Origin of the sequence: Natronosalvus caseinilyticus, assembly GCF_017357105.1 — an archaeon.
In the GTDB taxonomy this organism is placed as follows: Archaea; Halobacteriota; Halobacteria; order Halobacteriales; family Natrialbaceae; genus Natronosalvus; species Natronosalvus caseinilyticus.
Genome location: NZ_CP071596.1, coordinates 911959 through 928818 on the forward strand (window position 1 = coordinate 911959; position 16860 = coordinate 928818).

The window sequence follows — 16860 nt, forward strand, 5'->3', positions numbered from 1 at the left end:
GAAGATCTATTGTAATTATAATGAAATATGCCTTCGTGATGGTTACGGCGCTCGCCCTCACCTTAGCCGTGCCGACAGCTGCAGTCACTCTCGAGGACGACACCTCCAACACAATTGTTCTCGAGGCCTCGAGTCCCTACGCCACCACCGAAAACGGCCAGCTCGAACTCGACTTCGAGCGACTCAATGCGGACGCGGTAACGACGGTCGACGAGGCCTTCACCGTACGCGCCATCGACGAGGACGTCGATCACATCTGGCTCTCGGGCACCGACGGCGTCACCTTCTACCGAAACGGCGACCCTGGAGACGAGATAACCGCGAAATCGCCGCTCGAACCAGCCACCGGCCAGTCGATTGCCGTCGGCGTCTCTATCGACACTCACCAGGCGGGGGAGGGAACGGAGTCGTTCACGATCCACGTGCGGTACGACGATGACGAGGACGACGAAACCGACCCCGACCCGCCGACGCTCGAGCGTGTCATCGTCTCGGACACCGAGGTAACCGTCGGCGAGACGATCACGGTCACGGGTATCTACCGGGGCGGATCGCAGTCGATGGCGACGATGGTCGGGTTGACCGTCGATGACATCGTCGTCAGCCAGAAACGGGTGTTCGTCTTCGGCGGCGAGAACCGGTCCGTCTCCTTCGAGCGGACGATGGACGCCCCCGGCACGTACGAGGTCGGCATCGACGGCCGGACGCACACGGTGACGGTCACCAATCCCGAACCCGAACCGGGCGAATCGGTGCCGAATATGACGGTGACGGGGATCGACCTCGACCGGACCGAGGTCGCAATCGGGGAGTCAGTGTCGGTCACGGCGACCGTCGAGAACACGGGCAACGCGACGGGGGTACGAACCCTCGAGTTCGCCGTCGGCGGCTTCGTCGTCGAGACGGAGCGGGTCGAACTCGCACCCGGCGAGACGCGACAGGTCGAGTTCGAGCGATCGTTCGCCGACCCCGGCCGCTACGCGCTGGCGCTCGAGGGCGAGGCGGTGGGTACCGTCACGGTCATCGGACTGCCGGCGATTGCGGCGGTCACGGCCGCGCTTCCCTCACGGTCGACGGCGGCGCTCGCGCTCCCGATTGCCCTGGGCGTCGGGTTCGTCGTCCGGCGGCGGCGAACGTGAGATGAGTACCGACCGGAGACGAGCAGTTAAGACGATTCGAATGCGAGACAGGGAAAACACGACCGTGCCAGGAGCGAACTCGAGGGAGCGACGACGATGAACGGGGCGTCGATAGCGAAGCAGGTCGCGATGGGGCTGGTGGGCCTCGTCGTGGTACTGCTGGTTCTCGGCCAGGTGCTGGGCCAGCCGATCCTGCTCGGCTACGTCGCGACGGGGAGCATGGGGCCGACGCTTGCCGCCGGGGATGGGTTCGTCGCGGTCCCCAGCGCGGTGACCGACGCGCCCGAACCCGGCGACGTCGTCGTCTTCGAGGCCGAGACGTTACACGGGGGCGGGCTCACCACCCATCGAATCGTCGCCGAGACCGACGAGGGGTACGTGACGCGGGGCGACGCCAACCCGTTCACCGACCAGGATGGGGGCGAGCCGCCGGTCACCGAGGGGAAGATCGTCGCCGAGGCCTGGCAGATCGGGGGGTCGGTCGTCCGGGTCCCGCACCTGGGAACCGTCATCATGAGCGTCCAGGGACTCGTCGGGGCCGTCTTCGGTCTCCTGGCGGCGCCGCTCGGAATCACGGCAGCTTTCGACGCCGAGGGGACCGGCGCCCTGCTGGTAGCCCTCGGGGTCGGCCTGCTTGGGGTCGGCTTGCTGCTCGAGCGCGTCGGCGTCGCCGAGCGGCGGACGGCGCGACGAACCAGCCGCGAGAACGTGATCGGGCTCTGGTCGGCGCTGTCGGCCGTCGTCGTCGTGCTCGCCCTCTTCGCGACGGCGGCGATGGTGATCCCGGCCGGTGGAACCGCCTACGAACTCGTGAGCACCGACTCGCCGACCGACGACCCACAGATCGTCGCTCCCGGAGAGACGACGACGCTCACGCGAACGATCGACAACAGTGGCTACGTCCCGGTCGTCGTCGTGCTCGACGCGCCACACCCCGCCGTCGACGCCGAGCCGCGGGCGACGACGGTCGGTAGTCGCGACACGGCCGAGGTCGCGCTCTCGATGACGGCGCCGGAGACGACGGGGAGTTACACCCGCGACGTCGTCGAGAGTCGGTACCTCCTCGTCTTGCCACCGACGCTGCTCGTCTGGCTCCACGACCTCCACCCGTTCGTGGCCATCGGTGCGGTCAACGTCGTGATCGTCGCCGTCGCCGTCGGTCTGGTGTTCGCCCTCTTCGGCACCGGCGACCTTCGGATACGGACGCCCGGCTCGCATCTCCCGCTCTCGACGCGACTCGAGCGCCTGCTCGAGAAGTGGCTGTGAGCGCTATCATCCGCTCAGACCAACCGATCGACGGCCACTACTGTTATAGTCGATGAACGACGACCTATCGTATCGCGTGACTTTCCGCACCGTGTTAGATGGGGGGTTGGCCGACGGCGAGTCACAGCCAGCGGTGCGGCCAGACGGGATTGACGGGATTGACGGAATCGACGGAACCAACGAGAGAGAGGGGACACCGTGACGAACACGCCGCGACTCGACCTGCTGATCGCCAGATCCGGCCGGCCGATCCTGATTGCGTTGCTCGTGATCGGCACGATCGCCTTGCTCGCGACCGGCTGGGTCGTCGCGAACCCGTCGACGACGACGACCACCCAGGAAGTCGATCATCAGACGGTCTCGACGCAGGTCGGTACGGAAGCCGTAGTCGTCCAGGACGGCCTCTGGGAGGCCGGCACCGTGCTCGAGGACAACCCTGCGTACGTGATAAACGCCTCACCGGAACTCGAGATCGTCGCCGAGACGGCGGTCCCGAGCGACGAGACGAGTCTCGAGCACGAGATCGTCCTCAGGTACGCAGCCTCGCGCAACGACGAGGTGTTCTGGGAGTCAGAACGCGTGCTGGCGGCCGAGGAACCGACGATTACGGACGGGCAGGGCGTCACCAGAGCGTCGGTCGACGTCCGGGAGGTCCAGGACCGGCGTGAGGAACTCAGGACTCGCCTCGACGGGGTCGGTACGGTCGACATCTCGCTGATCATCCGTACGAGTTACGATACGGGGACGCACGTCGGCGAACACGCCCCGTCAACCCCGTTCGTCGTCACCGAACGGAGCTACTACCTCGAGGACCATCCCGAAGAGTCGGACCCGAACCCGGTCACCCAGACCGTCGAGACGACTGACCCACCTAGTTCCGCGCTGATCGGCACCCTCCTGATCCTCACGGTGGGGTCGTTCGGCGGGGCCGCGTTCGTCAACTCCCGCTCCGACGTCGATGTCGACCGGGCGCGCCAGGCGATTCACGAGAATCGCTACGCGGAGTGGATCTCACGGGGCTCGCTGCCGATGTGGATCGGCGACGAACACGTCTCGCTCGACACGCTCGAGGACGTCGTCGACGTCGCCATCGACACGAACGAGCGCGTGATCCACGACCGGAGTCGCGGCCTGTTTGCGGTCGTCAGCGACGGCGTCGTCTATTACTACAGCGACCGCGGGCTCTGGGAAGAGACGGCGTGGCCGGACTTCGACCTCGAGGAGCGGCCGACTCCGGGCGACGTGATCTCGTCCGGTGACGGCGACGGACCGGCGACTCAAACGGGCGATAGCGGACCGAAGCCGCCGTTCGAGGACTTGCCGGACCCCGAGGACGACGACGCCTGGAACAATTTGTAATCGGTCGCGTACGCCTGTGATCTGTCGCGCACACGGGTGATCGGTCGCGCATATCTGTAATGTCACGCATATCTGTACTCTGTCGCGTACTCTCGTGTGTACTCGTTTATGTTCTCACCCGAGTCTGTCACGCCGGCTGACTGACCGGTCAAATTGTCGAGAAGTCCCGTTCCTCGAGGTTCTATGCCCAATATTCATAGATGTATTCGTGAATGAATCATCCGTTCTGTCATCCAGAAAGGCTCAACTTTATACTCCTGGAGCATTTCGATTCGTAATATGAGTGAGACTGACGGGGAGGACATCACGGATTTGCCACCGAGTGCGAAGCTGGTCTACAAAGTCCTCGAGTACGACGGTCCGTTGACCCAGAAACAGATCGTCGAGGAGTCGATGCTGTCGGCGCGCACGGTCAGGTACGCCCTCGAGCGCCTCAGCGACATCGGCACCGTCGACGAGAACATCTACTTCGCGGACGCGCGCCAGAGCCTCTACCGGATTACGGAGCCCGAACCGGTCGCGGCCGACGGCGGGAGCGGCGAGCCGGCGAGCAAGGACGCCTGCTGTGCGGAGTGACCTGTCGCGAGTCGATAGAATATTCGTCCTCGAGTGACCGACTCGAGACATGGACAAGGAGACGCTGCCGGAGTGGGCGTGGCTGTTTTTCGGATTGATGGTTGCCGCGGTCGTCGCCAACCTGGCCAGCGAAGTGTTGCAAATCTCGACCGACTGGCGAATGGCCATCATCGTCACCGCGATGGCACCGGTTCTGGTCTACGTGGGCGTCTGGTACGACTCGGACAGGCAGTACTACTGGGAGCAGTCACGAGCGAAGATCTTCGGCGACGTCGGCTTCCTGGTCGTGGGAACGGCCGTGGGCGCCGGCATCGCCATCGCGCTGACGATCGACCTGATCGGCTCGCAGTTCCTGCGGGACCTGCTCGCCATGCTCGTGGGCTTTCTCACCGGCTGGGCTCTCTTCTGGTGGCGTAACCCAGACCTCTACCGTCCCGACGACGCCAGCTCGAGGTAACGCATGGACGCCGAGGCCTACCGAACCGTCGCCGAGGCCGCGACCGCGAGCTTCGTCGTCCGGGGCTCGGAGTTTCTCGGACACGCTCGCCCCGCCGACGACCTCGAGTCGGCCGAGGCGTTCCTCGAGAACGTACGCGAGGAGTACGCCGACGCGACCCACAACGTCCCGGTCTACCGGGTCAGAGTCGACGCCGACGGGCGGCTCCGGGAGTACGCGAGCGACGACGGCGAGCCGAGCGGTTCCGCCGGCAAGCCCGCGCTGAACGTGCTCACCCAGCGCGACCTCGAGAACGTCGCGGTCGTCGTCACGCGCTACTACGGCGGGACGAACCTCGGCGTCGGCGGCCTGGTTCGGGCGTACTCCCGGGCGGTCAAGGAGGCGGTCGACGCCGCGGGCGTGATCGAGGAGCGGCCTCACGAACAGGTGTCGATCACCCTCGAGTACGACGATTCGGGAACCGTTCGTGGCATCTTAGAGAGCGAGGGGCTCGAGTTCGAGGCCGAGTACGAAGCGGACGTGCGGTTCGAGGTTCGGGTCCCGATCGCCGAGGCCGACGCTCTCCGTGACCGTATTCGCAGTGCGACGAGCGGGCGGGCGCGTCTCGAGTGAGGCGTCTGGCGGCTGCCGACTGACGGTTATCGTTCCATGCGAAGCGCCTCGAGCGTCGCGGCGACCGATTCGGAATCGTCGATCGCGTCCCGACGACACCGGAGCGAGCGCCAGTCGCGTTCGATCACGAGTTCGTCGGCGGTGAGTTCGACCCCAGCTATCGCTGCCCACGGAAGCAGCCGTTTCGTGAGGCCGCGATCGACGACGAGGCCGGCCTCGTGGACGGCGAGGGTGGGCGTCGACACCGAATCGGCGTCGAAGAGCGAACTCGAGTAGCCGGCGAGGAGCCAGAACAGGCCGTAGGCGCCCCAGAGAACGGCGAAAGTGAGGTCGCCGGCGTACAACGAGCCGAGGCCGACGAGCAGGAAGCCGACACCGATGACCAGTTCCCGGCGGAGCACGCCGGCTTTGGCCCACGTCCAGGCGACGACGGGTTCGTCGCTCGTGACCGCGTCAACGTAGCGATTGGTGGCCATTGCGGCGACGAGGAGGCCCGCCAGCACGATCCCGATCGCGCCCACGATGGCGACTCCAGCGACGTTCGCTCCGACGTCGGTCACGAACGGCGCGAACGCCAGTCCGACGAACGGAAGGGCAGGAAGCGAACACGGCACGCTAGGCCAACGACGGCGACCGAGCCGTTCGGCCAACCCGCGATATCGGCCGGCGAGCACGCCGCCGACGATCACGCCGACGGTGACCGTTCCGGGCGCGAGCGCGAGGACGGTCGTGCCGGTGACGCCGGCGAGGACGGCAGCTGTCGTCACCGCGGCGGTGAGCACTGCGGCGACGTACGCCCCGATTCCGAACCGAAAGCCGATGTCGGGAACCTCGAGGTCGGCTCGCTCGAGGCGGGGCTCGAACTGCTGTCGATCCGATAACACGTCATTCGATTCTCCGCAGGGGGATATGAATGCAACGGCGGTCGACGGTCGGCGGTCAGGCGGTCTCCGCCGTCTCCGCCGCCTCCGTCGTCCGTCCGCGGGTTCGGTTTCGGGTCGAGAGCGCCACCAGCGTGACGAGGCCGATGAGTCGCAGGGAGGCGGTCAACTCGAAGATGGCGAGGTACGCCGGAATGCCGACCGCCTCGAGGGTGCCCTCGAGAACCAGGAGCGGGATCTCGGGGACCATCAGGAAGATGGAGGCGATGGCGTACAGCGCTCGCCTCACCCGGCCGACGTCGGTGTACTGGTAGCCGATGATCGTGACCCCGAGGGCGTAGACGCCGAGGAACATCCCGAGGATGGGGATGACGACGTCGGGGACGAAGAAGCCGAGGTCGGCTACGTCGGCGGCGGTGAGGATCGTCCACTCGTCGCCGCGTTCTCGCAGGAGCAGAATGCCCGGCGAGAAGACGAACGCGAAGGGAACAAGGATCTTGTTGAGCGAGAGCAGGAAGGCGATTAGCGCCGTCCCGAGTTCGTCGGCCTTCGCGACGCCCGCACCGGCGAATGCGGCGACGGCGACCGGCGGCGTGACGTCGGCCATCAGGCCGAAATAGAGCACGAACAGGTGGGCAGCCAGCAGGGCAGTCCCTGCCTGTTCCATCGGCCCGCCGAGCATCGCGATCAGGATGATGTACATCGCCGTCGTCGGCATCCCCATTCCGAAGATGATCGAGGCGATGCCCGTCAGGACGAGCAAGATCAGCAGCGAGCCGCCGCTGACGGCGTCGATCAGCGCGGCCAGGTTCGGGCCGAGGCCGGAGACGCTGATGACACCCGGGATGACGCCCGCGGCCGCGACCGCGATCACGACCGTCGTCGCCGTTCGCGCCCCCGAGTCCATCGACTTGAGGACGAACGCACCGAACCGGTAGGCCCGGTTCCGGGCGAGTTGCGGTCGACGGATCTTCGACGCCGCCCGTTCCGCCGACTCGTCGACGGCATCGTCGAGCTCGAGCAGCGTCGGGACCGTTCTCGGCCTGGCGAGCATGACGGCGGCGCTCACGAGGATCACGATGGTTCCCAGTCCGCTCGCCGCGGCGTACGCGGCCGTCTCGAGTCCCAGTCCCGTCCCGGCGGCCTCGAGCCCTGTCAACGCCAATGTGGCGTCGACGACGTTTCCGCCGACGGTGGCGTAGCTGAGCAGTTGCAGGGTGAAGATGGCGGCGATGGTGCCGACCAGGGGAACGCGCGAGCGCTCGTCGTAGGCCGCGACGAACGCGATGAGGGCGATCACCGAGACGATGGTGAACCAGCCCGCACGGGGGATCGAGAAGCGGGCGATGATGAGGAAGTACAGCAGGAGAACGATGGGGACCAGGTAGAACCAGCCGGACCGAAAGCGCGAGCGGATCTCCGGCAGTTCGTCTCGAGGTAGCCCGCCGATGTTGTGCTGGACGGCCTCGAAGTGGACCATGACCCACATCCCGAAGAAGAAGGCGAGGGCGGGTAAGGTCGCGGCGATGATGACGGTGGCGTAGGGAATGCCGGTGTACTCGACGATGAGGAATGCCGCGGCGCCCATGACGGGCGGGAGAATCTGGCCACCCGAGGACGAGGAGGACTCGACGGCCCCGGAGAACTCGGGCGAGTAGCCCGACCGTTTCATCAGCGGAATCGTGAACGCACCCGTCGTCACGGTGTTGGCGATGGACGACCCCGAGAGCATCCCCATGAAGCCGCTCGAGACGACGCTCGCCTTCGCTGGTCCACCCCGCCTGGTCCCGGTCAGCGCGTACGCGAGGTCGATGAACCACTTGCCGGCGCCGCTCATCTCGAGGAAGGCGCCGAAGAGGATGAAGATGTAGATGTACCGGACGCTCACGATGACGGGCGTGCTGAAGACGCCCGCCTGGACGGTGTACCACAGGTTGTAGACGATGTTCGCCCAGTTCTCGGGCTGGATGGCGAGGGGCCCGATGACGGAGTCTCGCGGAACGAGGTAGCCCCAGCGCGCGTAGACGATGAACGAGCCGACGAGGCTCATCAGGATGAAGCCGAGCGTGCGCCGGGTCGCCTCGAGCACGAGCAAGAGTCCGAGGACGCCCATCCAGAACGCGTAGGACGCCTCGTCGATGGGAATCCCGAGTGCCGCGATCCCGGCGACGACTGGCTCGAGGAACCAGAGCACGTCCCCGATACCCTGAGTTCCGTCGAACCGCCTGATGGCGATCGACTGGATCTCGTCGTAGTTGGTGACGGTGTAGTGTACGGGAAGCAACGAGAGGACGATCATGAGGCCGTCGAGCGGGGTTACCCGGTTCATCTGGGGGTCGATTGCGGCCCAGCGGACGAAATCGCCCGCCCGGGAGACCCCTCGAGTGACCGGGTGCTCGTCGCCGAATTGTCCTCTCGTGGCCGACTCGAGACGACCGAGTCGCCGGGCGACGAATCCGTCGCCTCGACTGGCCGGGAAGAGCAAGAACGCGATCACCAGGGCGAACGTGACGTGGATCGCGCCGACTTGCAGGAGTTGCAGGGAGCCGATATCGATCGTGCCGTAGAGCGGCAGGGTAATCTGGAAGATGTAGGATCTCGCGGCGATCCACATCTGGAAGGCCGAGAAGGTAATCCCGATCAGCGAGACGAGAACGGCGGCCCCGCCCTGGAGCGTCCGGCGTCGTTCGACCTCCTGGAGGATCTTTTCCTGTTCGGCATCGGACAATTCTTCCGACCCGCCGGTATCGACGCTCATTGGTACGGTATCAGTGGGAGAGGCCCATATTTATGTGGGTAACGACAGTACCGCTCGAGCGGTCCTCGTCGCCCAATAGTCTGTCCTGTGCCACTTCTGCCGGCGCTGAAAACGCCAGCAGTCCCTCGAGCGCTCCCGGTTCGTCCTCGTCGACGACGATGACGACCGGCCCGTCCGACATCGCCACGAGGTCGTACCGATCCTCGCCGACGAGTAGTTCGTGACCGGCGATGGAGCCGGGGGCAACCCGCAGCTGACTGTACGTTGAGGTTCGCTCGACGACGAACCAGCCGTCGGTTAGTTCCATCGACTCGTCGGCAGGCAACCCCGCGCCGTGAGACTGGAATCGCATCTCCGTCATCCGCAACTGATCGCCGTCGACGGCGTAGACGTCCTCGACCGGCGTCTTCTCGACGCTGTGGGTGTACGCCAGCGTTACCCGCTCGCCGTTTTCGACCGGTCGCTCGAGGAGCGTCTCGCCCGAGTCGGCATCCTGGACGACGAGGGTTCGTTCGGGATCCGGATCGAGACTCGAGGCGGCCGCGACGCTCCCGACGACGAGGGCGACGACGACGACGATACCGACGAGCGTTCGGCGACGGCGGTGACCAGTGAACACGGTGAGAGGCGTCGTGGACGCGTTACTCGCCGAAGTACGCGGACGCGCCCGGATGGAGGTCGATCGGCATCCCGTCCTGGGCGGTGTCGGCGCTGATGAAGTCGGCCTTGATCGTAAAGGAGTCCGTATTGTCGAAGATGGCGGTCGTTACCTCCTCGACGATGCCCTCGTCGACGCCTTCGTGAGTGGCTATCATCGCCTGGACCGAGACGGTCTCGGTGTCCTCGTCGACGCCGTCGTAGGTGCCACCGGGGATGGTGTCGTCGGCCATCCACTCGGCGTCGCTCTTGACCTGTTCGCGCACGTCGCCGTCGACGGACACGAGCGAGATGTCGCTCGAGGAGGCGAGTTCCTCGACCGAGCCGACGGGCCACCCGCCGACGATGACGGCGGCGTCGACGTCGCCGTCACGGATCTGGTCGGTCGCCGTCGCGAAGTCGGTGTTCTGCTCGCTGAAGTCAGAGATGCCCGCCGACTCGAGGATCTGGTTCGCGTTGACCTGCGTCCCACTGCCGGCGTCGCCGGTGTTGATCGTCGCCCCCTCGAGGTCCTCGACGGACTCGATGCCCGAGTCGGCCTGGGTGACGATGTGGATCGTTTCGGGGTAGAGCGTCGCGACCCCGCGAATGCTCTCGACGGGTTCGCCCTCGAAGTCCTCGATGCCGGTCCCGTTGAACGCGAAGTAGGCGACGTCGTTCTGGATCAGCGCGAACTCGGCTTCCTCGCGGGCGAGGCTGCCGACGTTCTCGACGCTGGCGCCGGTCGACTGGACCTGGAGGCCGTGGGGCGTGTTCTCCTCGACGATGGACTTGACCTCGCCGGAGAGCGGGTAGTACGTGCCGCCGGTGCCGCCGGCGTGCCAGGAGAGGACTTCTCCGCCCTCGTCCGGTTCGGCCTCGCCGATTTCCTCTTCGTCGTCGCCGTTGCCATTGCCGTCTTCGGTTTCGTTATCGTCGCCGTTGCCGGTTTCGTTGCCGTTTCCGTTGCCGGTTTCGTTGCCGTTTCCGTTCCCATTGCCGTTTCCGGGATCCTCGGCGTCCTCGCCGATGCACCCGGCGATACCTGCAATTCCTGTTGCACCAGTCACTGCGATGAAGTCGCGTCGATTGAACTTTCGCGCCATGATGGCAGTCTATGCGTTTTCGGCTGATTACTATGCCGCGCATAACCGATTGCGTTCGCTGAAAATATGGACTTTTGGACACTCACGACGCGCTGAACGTCCGGTAATGGCCCTGTGACACGCGTCGTAGACGCCCACGGTTCCTTCGAACCGAAACGTATACTCTCGACCGCTCGGAGTGAGGACTATGCACACGGTCGACCCCGCCGACTACCACGACATCGTCCAGGTAGCCGACCCCCAGCTCTCGCCCGACGGCGAGCGCGTCGCGTTCGTCCGGAAGATTCCGAAAGACGACGAGTCCTACGAGGCAACCGTCTACGTCGTTCCACTCGGCGGCGACGAGCCGACCCAGTTCACCGTCAGTGAGGGCGTCGACAGCCAGCCGCGCTGGAGCCCCGACGGGTCACATCTCGCGTTCGTCAGCACCCGAGGCGCCGACGACGACCGGCCACAGCTCTGGCTCCTCCCGACCGACGGCGGCGAGGCCCGGCAGATCACGAGCGTCGTCGGCGGCGTTGCCGGCCTCGAGTGGAGCCCCGATGGCTCTCGGGTTCTCTTCACCCAGGCATCGACGGCCGACGACCGCGCGGAGGGGCGCGATTTTGCCGTCGATCCGGACTACGAACCGGAGACGCCTGACCCGCGGGTGATCGACCGACTCGTCTACCGGGCCCACCAGCGCTACGCGGACGGGCGGCGGAACCACATCTACACGCTCGAGGTCGAGTCGGCGCTCGAGCAAGGGTCAATTACCGAGACCGCAGGCGACAACGACGCCCTCGAGCGACTCACCAACGGCGACGTCGACTACACGGGGGCGACCTGGGGCGACGACGAAACGGTCTACTACGCCCGCAAGCTCGGCGAGGAACCCGACGACTCCATCGAGTCCGAAATCCTCGCACACGACCTCGAGACGGGCGAGGTCGAGCAGGTAACCGAAACGACCGGCTGGGCGACGATGCTCGCGGCGACGACCGACGGCCGGGTCGCCTACCCCTGGGTGCCGAAAGACGGGTTTACTCTCCGCCAGACCGAACTAAAGGTGTACGACCGGACGGCCGGAACGGAGACGACCGTCACCGACTCGATCGACCGCACCCTGAGCTTCGACGGCGGAATCGAGTGGGAGCCCGACGAGGAGACCCTCTACTTCGCCACGCCGGACGAGGGCGCGAGCGCGCTCTGGTCGGCCCCCGGCGACGGGAGTGAGGATCCAACCACCGTCTACGGCGAGGGCGTCACTCTCGAGGGCTTCTCGGTAGGTGAAAACGCCATCGCCTCCGTCCAGAGCGAGTGGGACCACCCGGGGGACGTCTTCGCGTCCACGCGCGGGGGCAACGAGGTCACTAGGCTGACCCGCGTCAACGCCGACTACCTCGAGGACCGGGCGGTTGCCCAACCCGAGGAACTGCGTTACGAGAGCGAGCAGGGTCCGGTGCAGGGGTGGCTCTTGACGCCGCCGGACTTCGACCCGGACGAAACGTACCCGCTCGTCGTCGAGATCCACGGCGGCCCCCACACCCGGTGGACCACCAGCGGGACGATGTGGCACGAGTTCCAGAGCCTCGCGGCCGCGGGCTACGCCGTCTTCTGGTGTAATCCTCGCGGATCGACCGGCTACGGCGAGGCCCACGCGGCCGCCATCGAGCGCGACTGGGGCGACGTGACGCTCACCGACGTGCTCGCGGGCGTCGACCTCGCCTGCGAGCGCGAGTACGTCGACGAAGACGAGCAGTACGTCACCGGCGGGAGCTTCGGCGGGTTCATGACCGCCTGGACGGTCGGACAGACCGACCGCTTCCGGGCCGCCGTCAGCCAGCGCGGCGTCTACGACTTCACCAGCTTCTACGGCTCGACGGACGCGTTCAAACTCGTCGAGGGCGACTACGGCATTACGCCCTGGGAGGACCCTGAGCACCTCTGGGCGCACTCCCCGGTCGCACACGTCCCGGACGTGACCACGCCGACGCTCCTGATCCACGCTGACCAGGACTACCGCACGCCCGCGAACACGGCCGAACTGTTCTACCTCGGCCTGAAGAAACACGGCGTCGACACCCGAATGGTCCGCTATCCCCGCGAAGGCCACGAACTCTCTCGCTCGGGCGAACCGGCCCATGTCGTCGACCGCCTCGAGCGGATCGTCCGCTGGTTCGACGGCTACAGCGACTACACCGACGCGTCGCCAGCGCTCGAGCGCGGCCCGAACGAGGGGCTCACGGCGGGGAAAGAGGGCGAGACAAACGAGGGTGGGGACGATGCCAGTGAAGGCGACGACGCACCAACCGAGAACGACGAGGAGACGAGCGCCTGACGCCGCATCGCCACGGATTTGTCGGTCTCGAGCCGTCTGTCACCGCCGCCACGGCGCTCTCGAGCCGTCTGTCACCGCTGTCGAGACTCCCTCGAGCCACCTGCCTCCTGCGTCACGGCACCTACTTCCGACTACCGAGAGTACGCGAGTCGCTTAAGACGACGCGTTCCCTATCCGATATATCGTGTTCGTCGGTCACGCGCTCCTCGCGTTCGCCGTCGCGGCCCTCGTCGCCGAGTGGCGAGGTTGGGGGCCACGTCGCGCGCTGGCGATCGGGGTCGTCGCCGGCCTCTTCGCCGCGATCCCCGACGTCGACGTCGCCTACGCGCTCGTCGGCCTCGCCGAGTGGAACCTCGGCGACGGCGCCCTGGGCGCCTCGACCGCGTTCTGGGACGCCAGTCGAACCGTCCACCGCTCGGCCACCCACTCGCTGGTCGTCGGCGTCGTCGCCGCGCCTGCGTTCGGGTTGCTCGCGATTCGTCGCACGCGCTCGAGCTCCGGCTCCGTTCGTGCTTACCTCGCTCACACCGCCGCCGTCGGGTTACTCACCGCACTCGTGGTCGTTGCATTCGCCGCGTCCGGTCCGGTCGCGGCGTTCGTGATGGCTCTCTTCGCGATCACCGGCGCCGTCGTCGCGGTCGGAACTTCCCGGGCGACCACCTTCTCGCCGGCGATCGTCGCCCTCGCGGCGATCTGGGGCCTGTTCTCGCATCCGTGGGGCGACCTCGTCACCGGCGAACCGCCCGAGTGGCTGTTCCCGTTCGCGGCCCCCGCTCTCGAGTCTCGCGTCCTCCTCCACCCGGACCCGACGCTGAACCTGCTCGGCGCGTTCGCGATCGAACTCGCCGTCATCTGGCTCGCCTTGCTAACCTACGCACGCCTGGCCGACCGGGACCCTCTCGCAGCGCTGGACCGTCGCGCCGCCGCCGGGGCCGCCTACGGGGTCGTCGCCCTGGTCAGTACGCCCCCGACGCTCGACATGTCCTACCACTTCGTCTTCTCGATCCTCGGCGCCGGACTCGTCTGTGGTGTCGTCCGGGAAGGGACCGTGCCGGGGGTTCACGGTCTGATCCCGCAGCGCTGGCGCACCTCGAGCGGCGTGTTCGATATCGTCCTCACGGCGCTGACCGGCGTGACCGTCGCGCTCCTCGCCTACGCCGCGGTGTACCTGTTGGCAGGATTTCCGTAACGTCGAGCGTGTCCGGGGTACTCGGCCGGACAACCTCCGGCGCCCGCCCTGAGAGCCCTCCCCTTTTTAACGATTCCATCGGTATCAGTGACCGTGTCTCAAACGCGACTCGAGCAACTGATCGGCGACGATCGGACGAACGCCGTCGCCGGCTGGGCAATCGTGGTCGCCCTGGTGGGAATTGCCGTCGGCGGGCTGGCGACTCGCGAACTCCTGTGGGCGACGTTCGCGCTCGTCCTGGTCGGGCTCGCCGTCCTCCCGCCGATCGCATTCCGATCGCCGCTGGTCATGCTCCCCTGGGAGGTGCTGTTGCTCGCCGCGACCCCCGCACTCGGCATCGTGCTGGGGGCCGACCTCCTGACCGGCCACGTCGCCTCCTACCTCTCGGTGGCCGCGGTCGCGCTTGTGCTCGCCGTCGAACTCCAGACATTCACCGCTGTGCGGATGACTGCCTCCTTCGCCGTCGTCTTCGTCGTCGTCACGACGATGGCCGCCGCCGCTCTCTGGGCGGTGTTCCGCTGGGGGGTCGCCACCGTCTTCGGCATTCCGTTCGAGGCCGACCACGACGCCGTCATGTGGGAGTTCGTATTCTCCGCGCTCGCCGGACTTGGCGCCGGAGTCGTCTTCGAACTGTACTTCAGACGACTCGGCCGCATCGACCCACTCCCCGACCTCGAGGACCTCGTCCCGGGGGTGGACGATGATTGATCTCGCCGCGTTCACACTCTCGACCGAGCGCCAGCGACAGCTCTCGTACCTGATGGAGCTGTCGCTGGTCGGTATGCTCTTCGTGGGCGTCGATCGCGGCAACGGCGGCATCGTCGTCAACACTGCGGTGGCCCTCGCCGTGACGCAACTCCCGCCGATCCTCGAGCGCGACTACGGTATTCCGATGGATCCACGGCTCACGTTGTGGATCACGACCGCCGTCTTCCTCCACGCCTTCGGCACCGTCGGCCTGCCAGGTGCCACGAGCACGCTCTACAGCCAGGTCTGGTGGTGGGACCACATGACCCACGCGCTCTCGGCGTCAGTCGTCGCCGCCGCGGGCTACGCCACCGTTCGTGCCCTCGACGAGCACGCCGAGGGCATCCACTTCCCCGGCCGGTTCATCGCGCTGTTCATCCTGCTGTTCGTCCTCGCGTTCGGCGTCCTCTGGGAGATCCTCGAGTTCGCCATCGCCCTCACTGCCGAGGCCCTGGGGCTGCCTCGCGTGCTCACCCAGTACGGCCTCGAGGACACGATGCTCGACTTCGTCTTCAACTCGATCGGGGCGCTGGTCGTCGCCACCTGGGGTGGGGCCTACCTCGGAGACGTGAGCGGGGCGATTCGTGAGCGACTCGAGGCTCGATCAGCGGGGGGACTGGAGCACCTCGAGCGAGGGGAAACGGAAGAACAGAAGAAGTGAGCGATGTCGATTCGAGTCGATCAGTCGATCGGTCGATCGGTCGATCAGTCGCTCTGAATCCGCGGCGCCAGCATGTACGTGACCTGGCCCTGTCCCTCCGCAAAGCCGAAGTAACACTTGATGGGGAACTCCTCGCCGAGGTCCAGCGTGACCTCGGTGTCTCTCGGAATCGCCTTGTTCATGTCTTTGAGGTAATCCAGCGAGAACAGCGAGTGCGCCGGCCCGACCTGCAGGTCGATGAGGTCGTCCTGGGTCAACTCGAGGTGGACGTCGTCGGTGTCGCCCTCGGCGTTGACGTAGAAGAACTCCTCGGCGTCGTCGACGCCCAGCGCGATGTGATCGGAGACCATGTCCGCCGCCTTGACCGATCGGTTGACGTCCTTGCCCTCGAGGACGACCCGGGCGGGCAGGTCCAGATCCGGAATGTCCGGCTCCTGGCGGATCGAGTCTGGGTCGATCAGCGCGAGGGTGTACTCCAGGCCGTCGATCTGGATGTGGAGTTTGCGAGTCTCTTCGTCGAGTTCGAGTTGGATCAACTGGCCGGATTCCGCCATGCCGGCGATGTCCTCGAGTCGGGAGAGGTCGACGCCGATCAGGCCGCCATCGGCCTCGTAGGATTCGAACGCGGCCGCCTCGAGCGAGAGGTCGACCATGCCGACGTTGGCGGGGTCGACGGCCCGGATTGAGAGCCCCTCCTCCTCGAGGTGGATCTTGCACTCGTCGACCAGCACGCTTACCGAATCGAGCGCGCTGGTGAGCGTTTCCGCGCTCACGATGGCCTTGAACATATGGATCGGGCTACGGACGGTCGGTACAAAAAGGCACCCTTTGGCGCCGACTCCGTTCGCGTCCACCTCCTGGGTCCACGGCGTGTAAACGGTGACCGTGTTCCGGCGGACGACACCTCGAGTCGCCTGTCGATCTCGTCTTCACCGAGTTCACCGTCCTCGAAACAGAATTGATGGACTTCACGACCCGAGGGGTCCTTCTGCATTCTGCGTTCGAATGCCGATTCCTAACGCTCGGCCATCACGCTCCAGACCATTGGCGTCTACGTCACCGAGACCTTCGCCAATCCCCTCCAGTTTGCGGGCCGCCTGTGGGCCTCGAGAAACTGAGCACTGCGCTGGGTTGGACCGACCGGAGGCACCCA

Annotated in this window: 15 protein-coding genes; 10 read left to right on the forward strand and 5 right to left on the reverse strand. The window is 66.2% G+C overall.

Going from position 1 to position 16860, the window contains the following annotated elements:
* Positions 1-20: 20 nt before the first annotated feature.
* From J1N60_RS04400 to J1N60_RS04425, 6 genes are all read left to right on the forward strand, one after another.
* On the forward strand, positions 21-1139 hold the full coding sequence (locus J1N60_RS04400) for a CARDB domain-containing protein (RefSeq protein ID WP_312911010.1): 1119 nt from the start codon (positions 21-23) through the stop codon (positions 1137-1139).
* 96 nt (positions 1140-1235) lie between these two features.
* Positions 1236-2405: a S26 family signal peptidase gene (locus J1N60_RS04405; RefSeq protein ID WP_312911011.1), complete on the forward strand. Its 1170-nt coding sequence runs from the start codon at positions 1236-1238 to the stop codon at positions 2403-2405.
* A gap of 198 nt (positions 2406-2603) precedes the next feature.
* Entirely contained in the window at positions 2604-3764 is a 1161-nt protein-coding gene (locus tag J1N60_RS04410) for a DUF5305 domain-containing protein (protein ID WP_312911013.1), read from the forward strand.
* Positions 3765-4043: 279 nt separating this feature from the next.
* A complete protein-coding gene (locus J1N60_RS04415; protein WP_312911015.1) occupies positions 4044-4340 on the forward strand; it encodes a MarR family winged helix-turn-helix transcriptional regulator in 297 nt (98 codons plus the stop codon).
* Between the two features lie 49 nt (positions 4341-4389).
* Positions 4390-4797: a hypothetical protein gene (locus J1N60_RS04420; protein ID WP_312911017.1), complete on the forward strand. Its 408-nt coding sequence runs from the start codon at positions 4390-4392 to the stop codon at positions 4795-4797.
* 3 nt (positions 4798-4800) lie between these two features.
* On the forward strand, positions 4801-5409 hold the full coding sequence (locus J1N60_RS04425) for an IMPACT family protein (RefSeq protein ID WP_312911019.1): 609 nt from the start codon (positions 4801-4803) through the stop codon (positions 5407-5409).
* A gap of 26 nt (positions 5410-5435) precedes the next feature.
* On the opposite strand, the gene J1N60_RS04430 is transcribed toward J1N60_RS04425, so the two are convergent.
* Genes J1N60_RS04430 through J1N60_RS04445 form a run of 4 tightly spaced genes read right to left on the reverse strand, consistent with a single transcriptional unit; the run spans position 5436 to position 10790 of the window.
* Complete coding sequence (locus tag J1N60_RS04430) at positions 5436-6293, reverse strand: PH domain-containing protein (RefSeq protein ID WP_312911021.1); 858 nt, start codon at positions 6291-6293, stop codon at positions 5436-5438.
* A gap of 55 nt (positions 6294-6348) precedes the next feature.
* Positions 6349-9048, reverse strand: a complete 2700-nt coding sequence (locus J1N60_RS04435) for a TRAP transporter permease (protein WP_312911023.1) — start codon at positions 9046-9048, stop codon at positions 6349-6351.
* 10 nt (positions 9049-9058) lie between these two features.
* Complete coding sequence (locus J1N60_RS04440) at positions 9059-9667, reverse strand: DUF1850 domain-containing protein (RefSeq protein WP_312911026.1); 609 nt, start codon at positions 9665-9667, stop codon at positions 9059-9061.
* 22 nt (positions 9668-9689) lie between these two features.
* Positions 9690-10790 carry a TAXI family TRAP transporter solute-binding subunit gene (locus J1N60_RS04445; RefSeq protein WP_312911028.1) on the reverse strand — a complete coding sequence of 367 codons (1101 nt, stop codon included), beginning with the start codon at positions 10788-10790 and terminating at the stop codon, positions 9690-9692.
* 187 nt (positions 10791-10977) lie between these two features.
* Between J1N60_RS04445 and J1N60_RS04450 the strand changes: the two genes are divergently transcribed.
* The 4 genes from J1N60_RS04450 to J1N60_RS04465 all read left to right on the forward strand — a co-directional run bounded on the left by J1N60_RS04450 (position 10978) and on the right by J1N60_RS04465 (position 15707).
* The gene (locus tag J1N60_RS04450; RefSeq protein WP_312911030.1) at positions 10978-13110 is read left to right on the forward strand and encodes a S9 family peptidase; all 2133 of its coding nucleotides are present in this window, start codon (positions 10978-10980) and stop codon (positions 13108-13110) included.
* A gap of 184 nt (positions 13111-13294) precedes the next feature.
* Positions 13295-14299, forward strand: coding sequence for a metal-dependent hydrolase (locus J1N60_RS04455; RefSeq protein ID WP_312911032.1), 1005 nt, complete (start codon positions 13295-13297; stop codon positions 14297-14299).
* Positions 14300-14392: 93 nt separating this feature from the next.
* Entirely contained in the window at positions 14393-15007 is a 615-nt protein-coding gene (locus tag J1N60_RS04460) for a hypothetical protein (protein ID WP_312911034.1), read from the forward strand.
* Positions 15000-15707, forward strand: coding sequence for a DUF2238 domain-containing protein (locus J1N60_RS04465; protein WP_312911036.1), 708 nt, complete (start codon positions 15000-15002; stop codon positions 15705-15707). Before J1N60_RS04460 ends, J1N60_RS04465 begins: the two co-directional genes overlap by 8 nt.
* A gap of 44 nt (positions 15708-15751) precedes the next feature.
* Here J1N60_RS04465 and J1N60_RS04470 read toward each other — a convergent pair whose 3' ends face one another.
* Positions 15752-16495 carry a DNA polymerase sliding clamp gene (locus J1N60_RS04470; RefSeq protein WP_254159080.1) on the reverse strand — a complete coding sequence of 248 codons (744 nt, stop codon included), beginning with the start codon at positions 16493-16495 and terminating at the stop codon, positions 15752-15754.
* Positions 16496-16860: the final 365 nt, after the last annotated feature.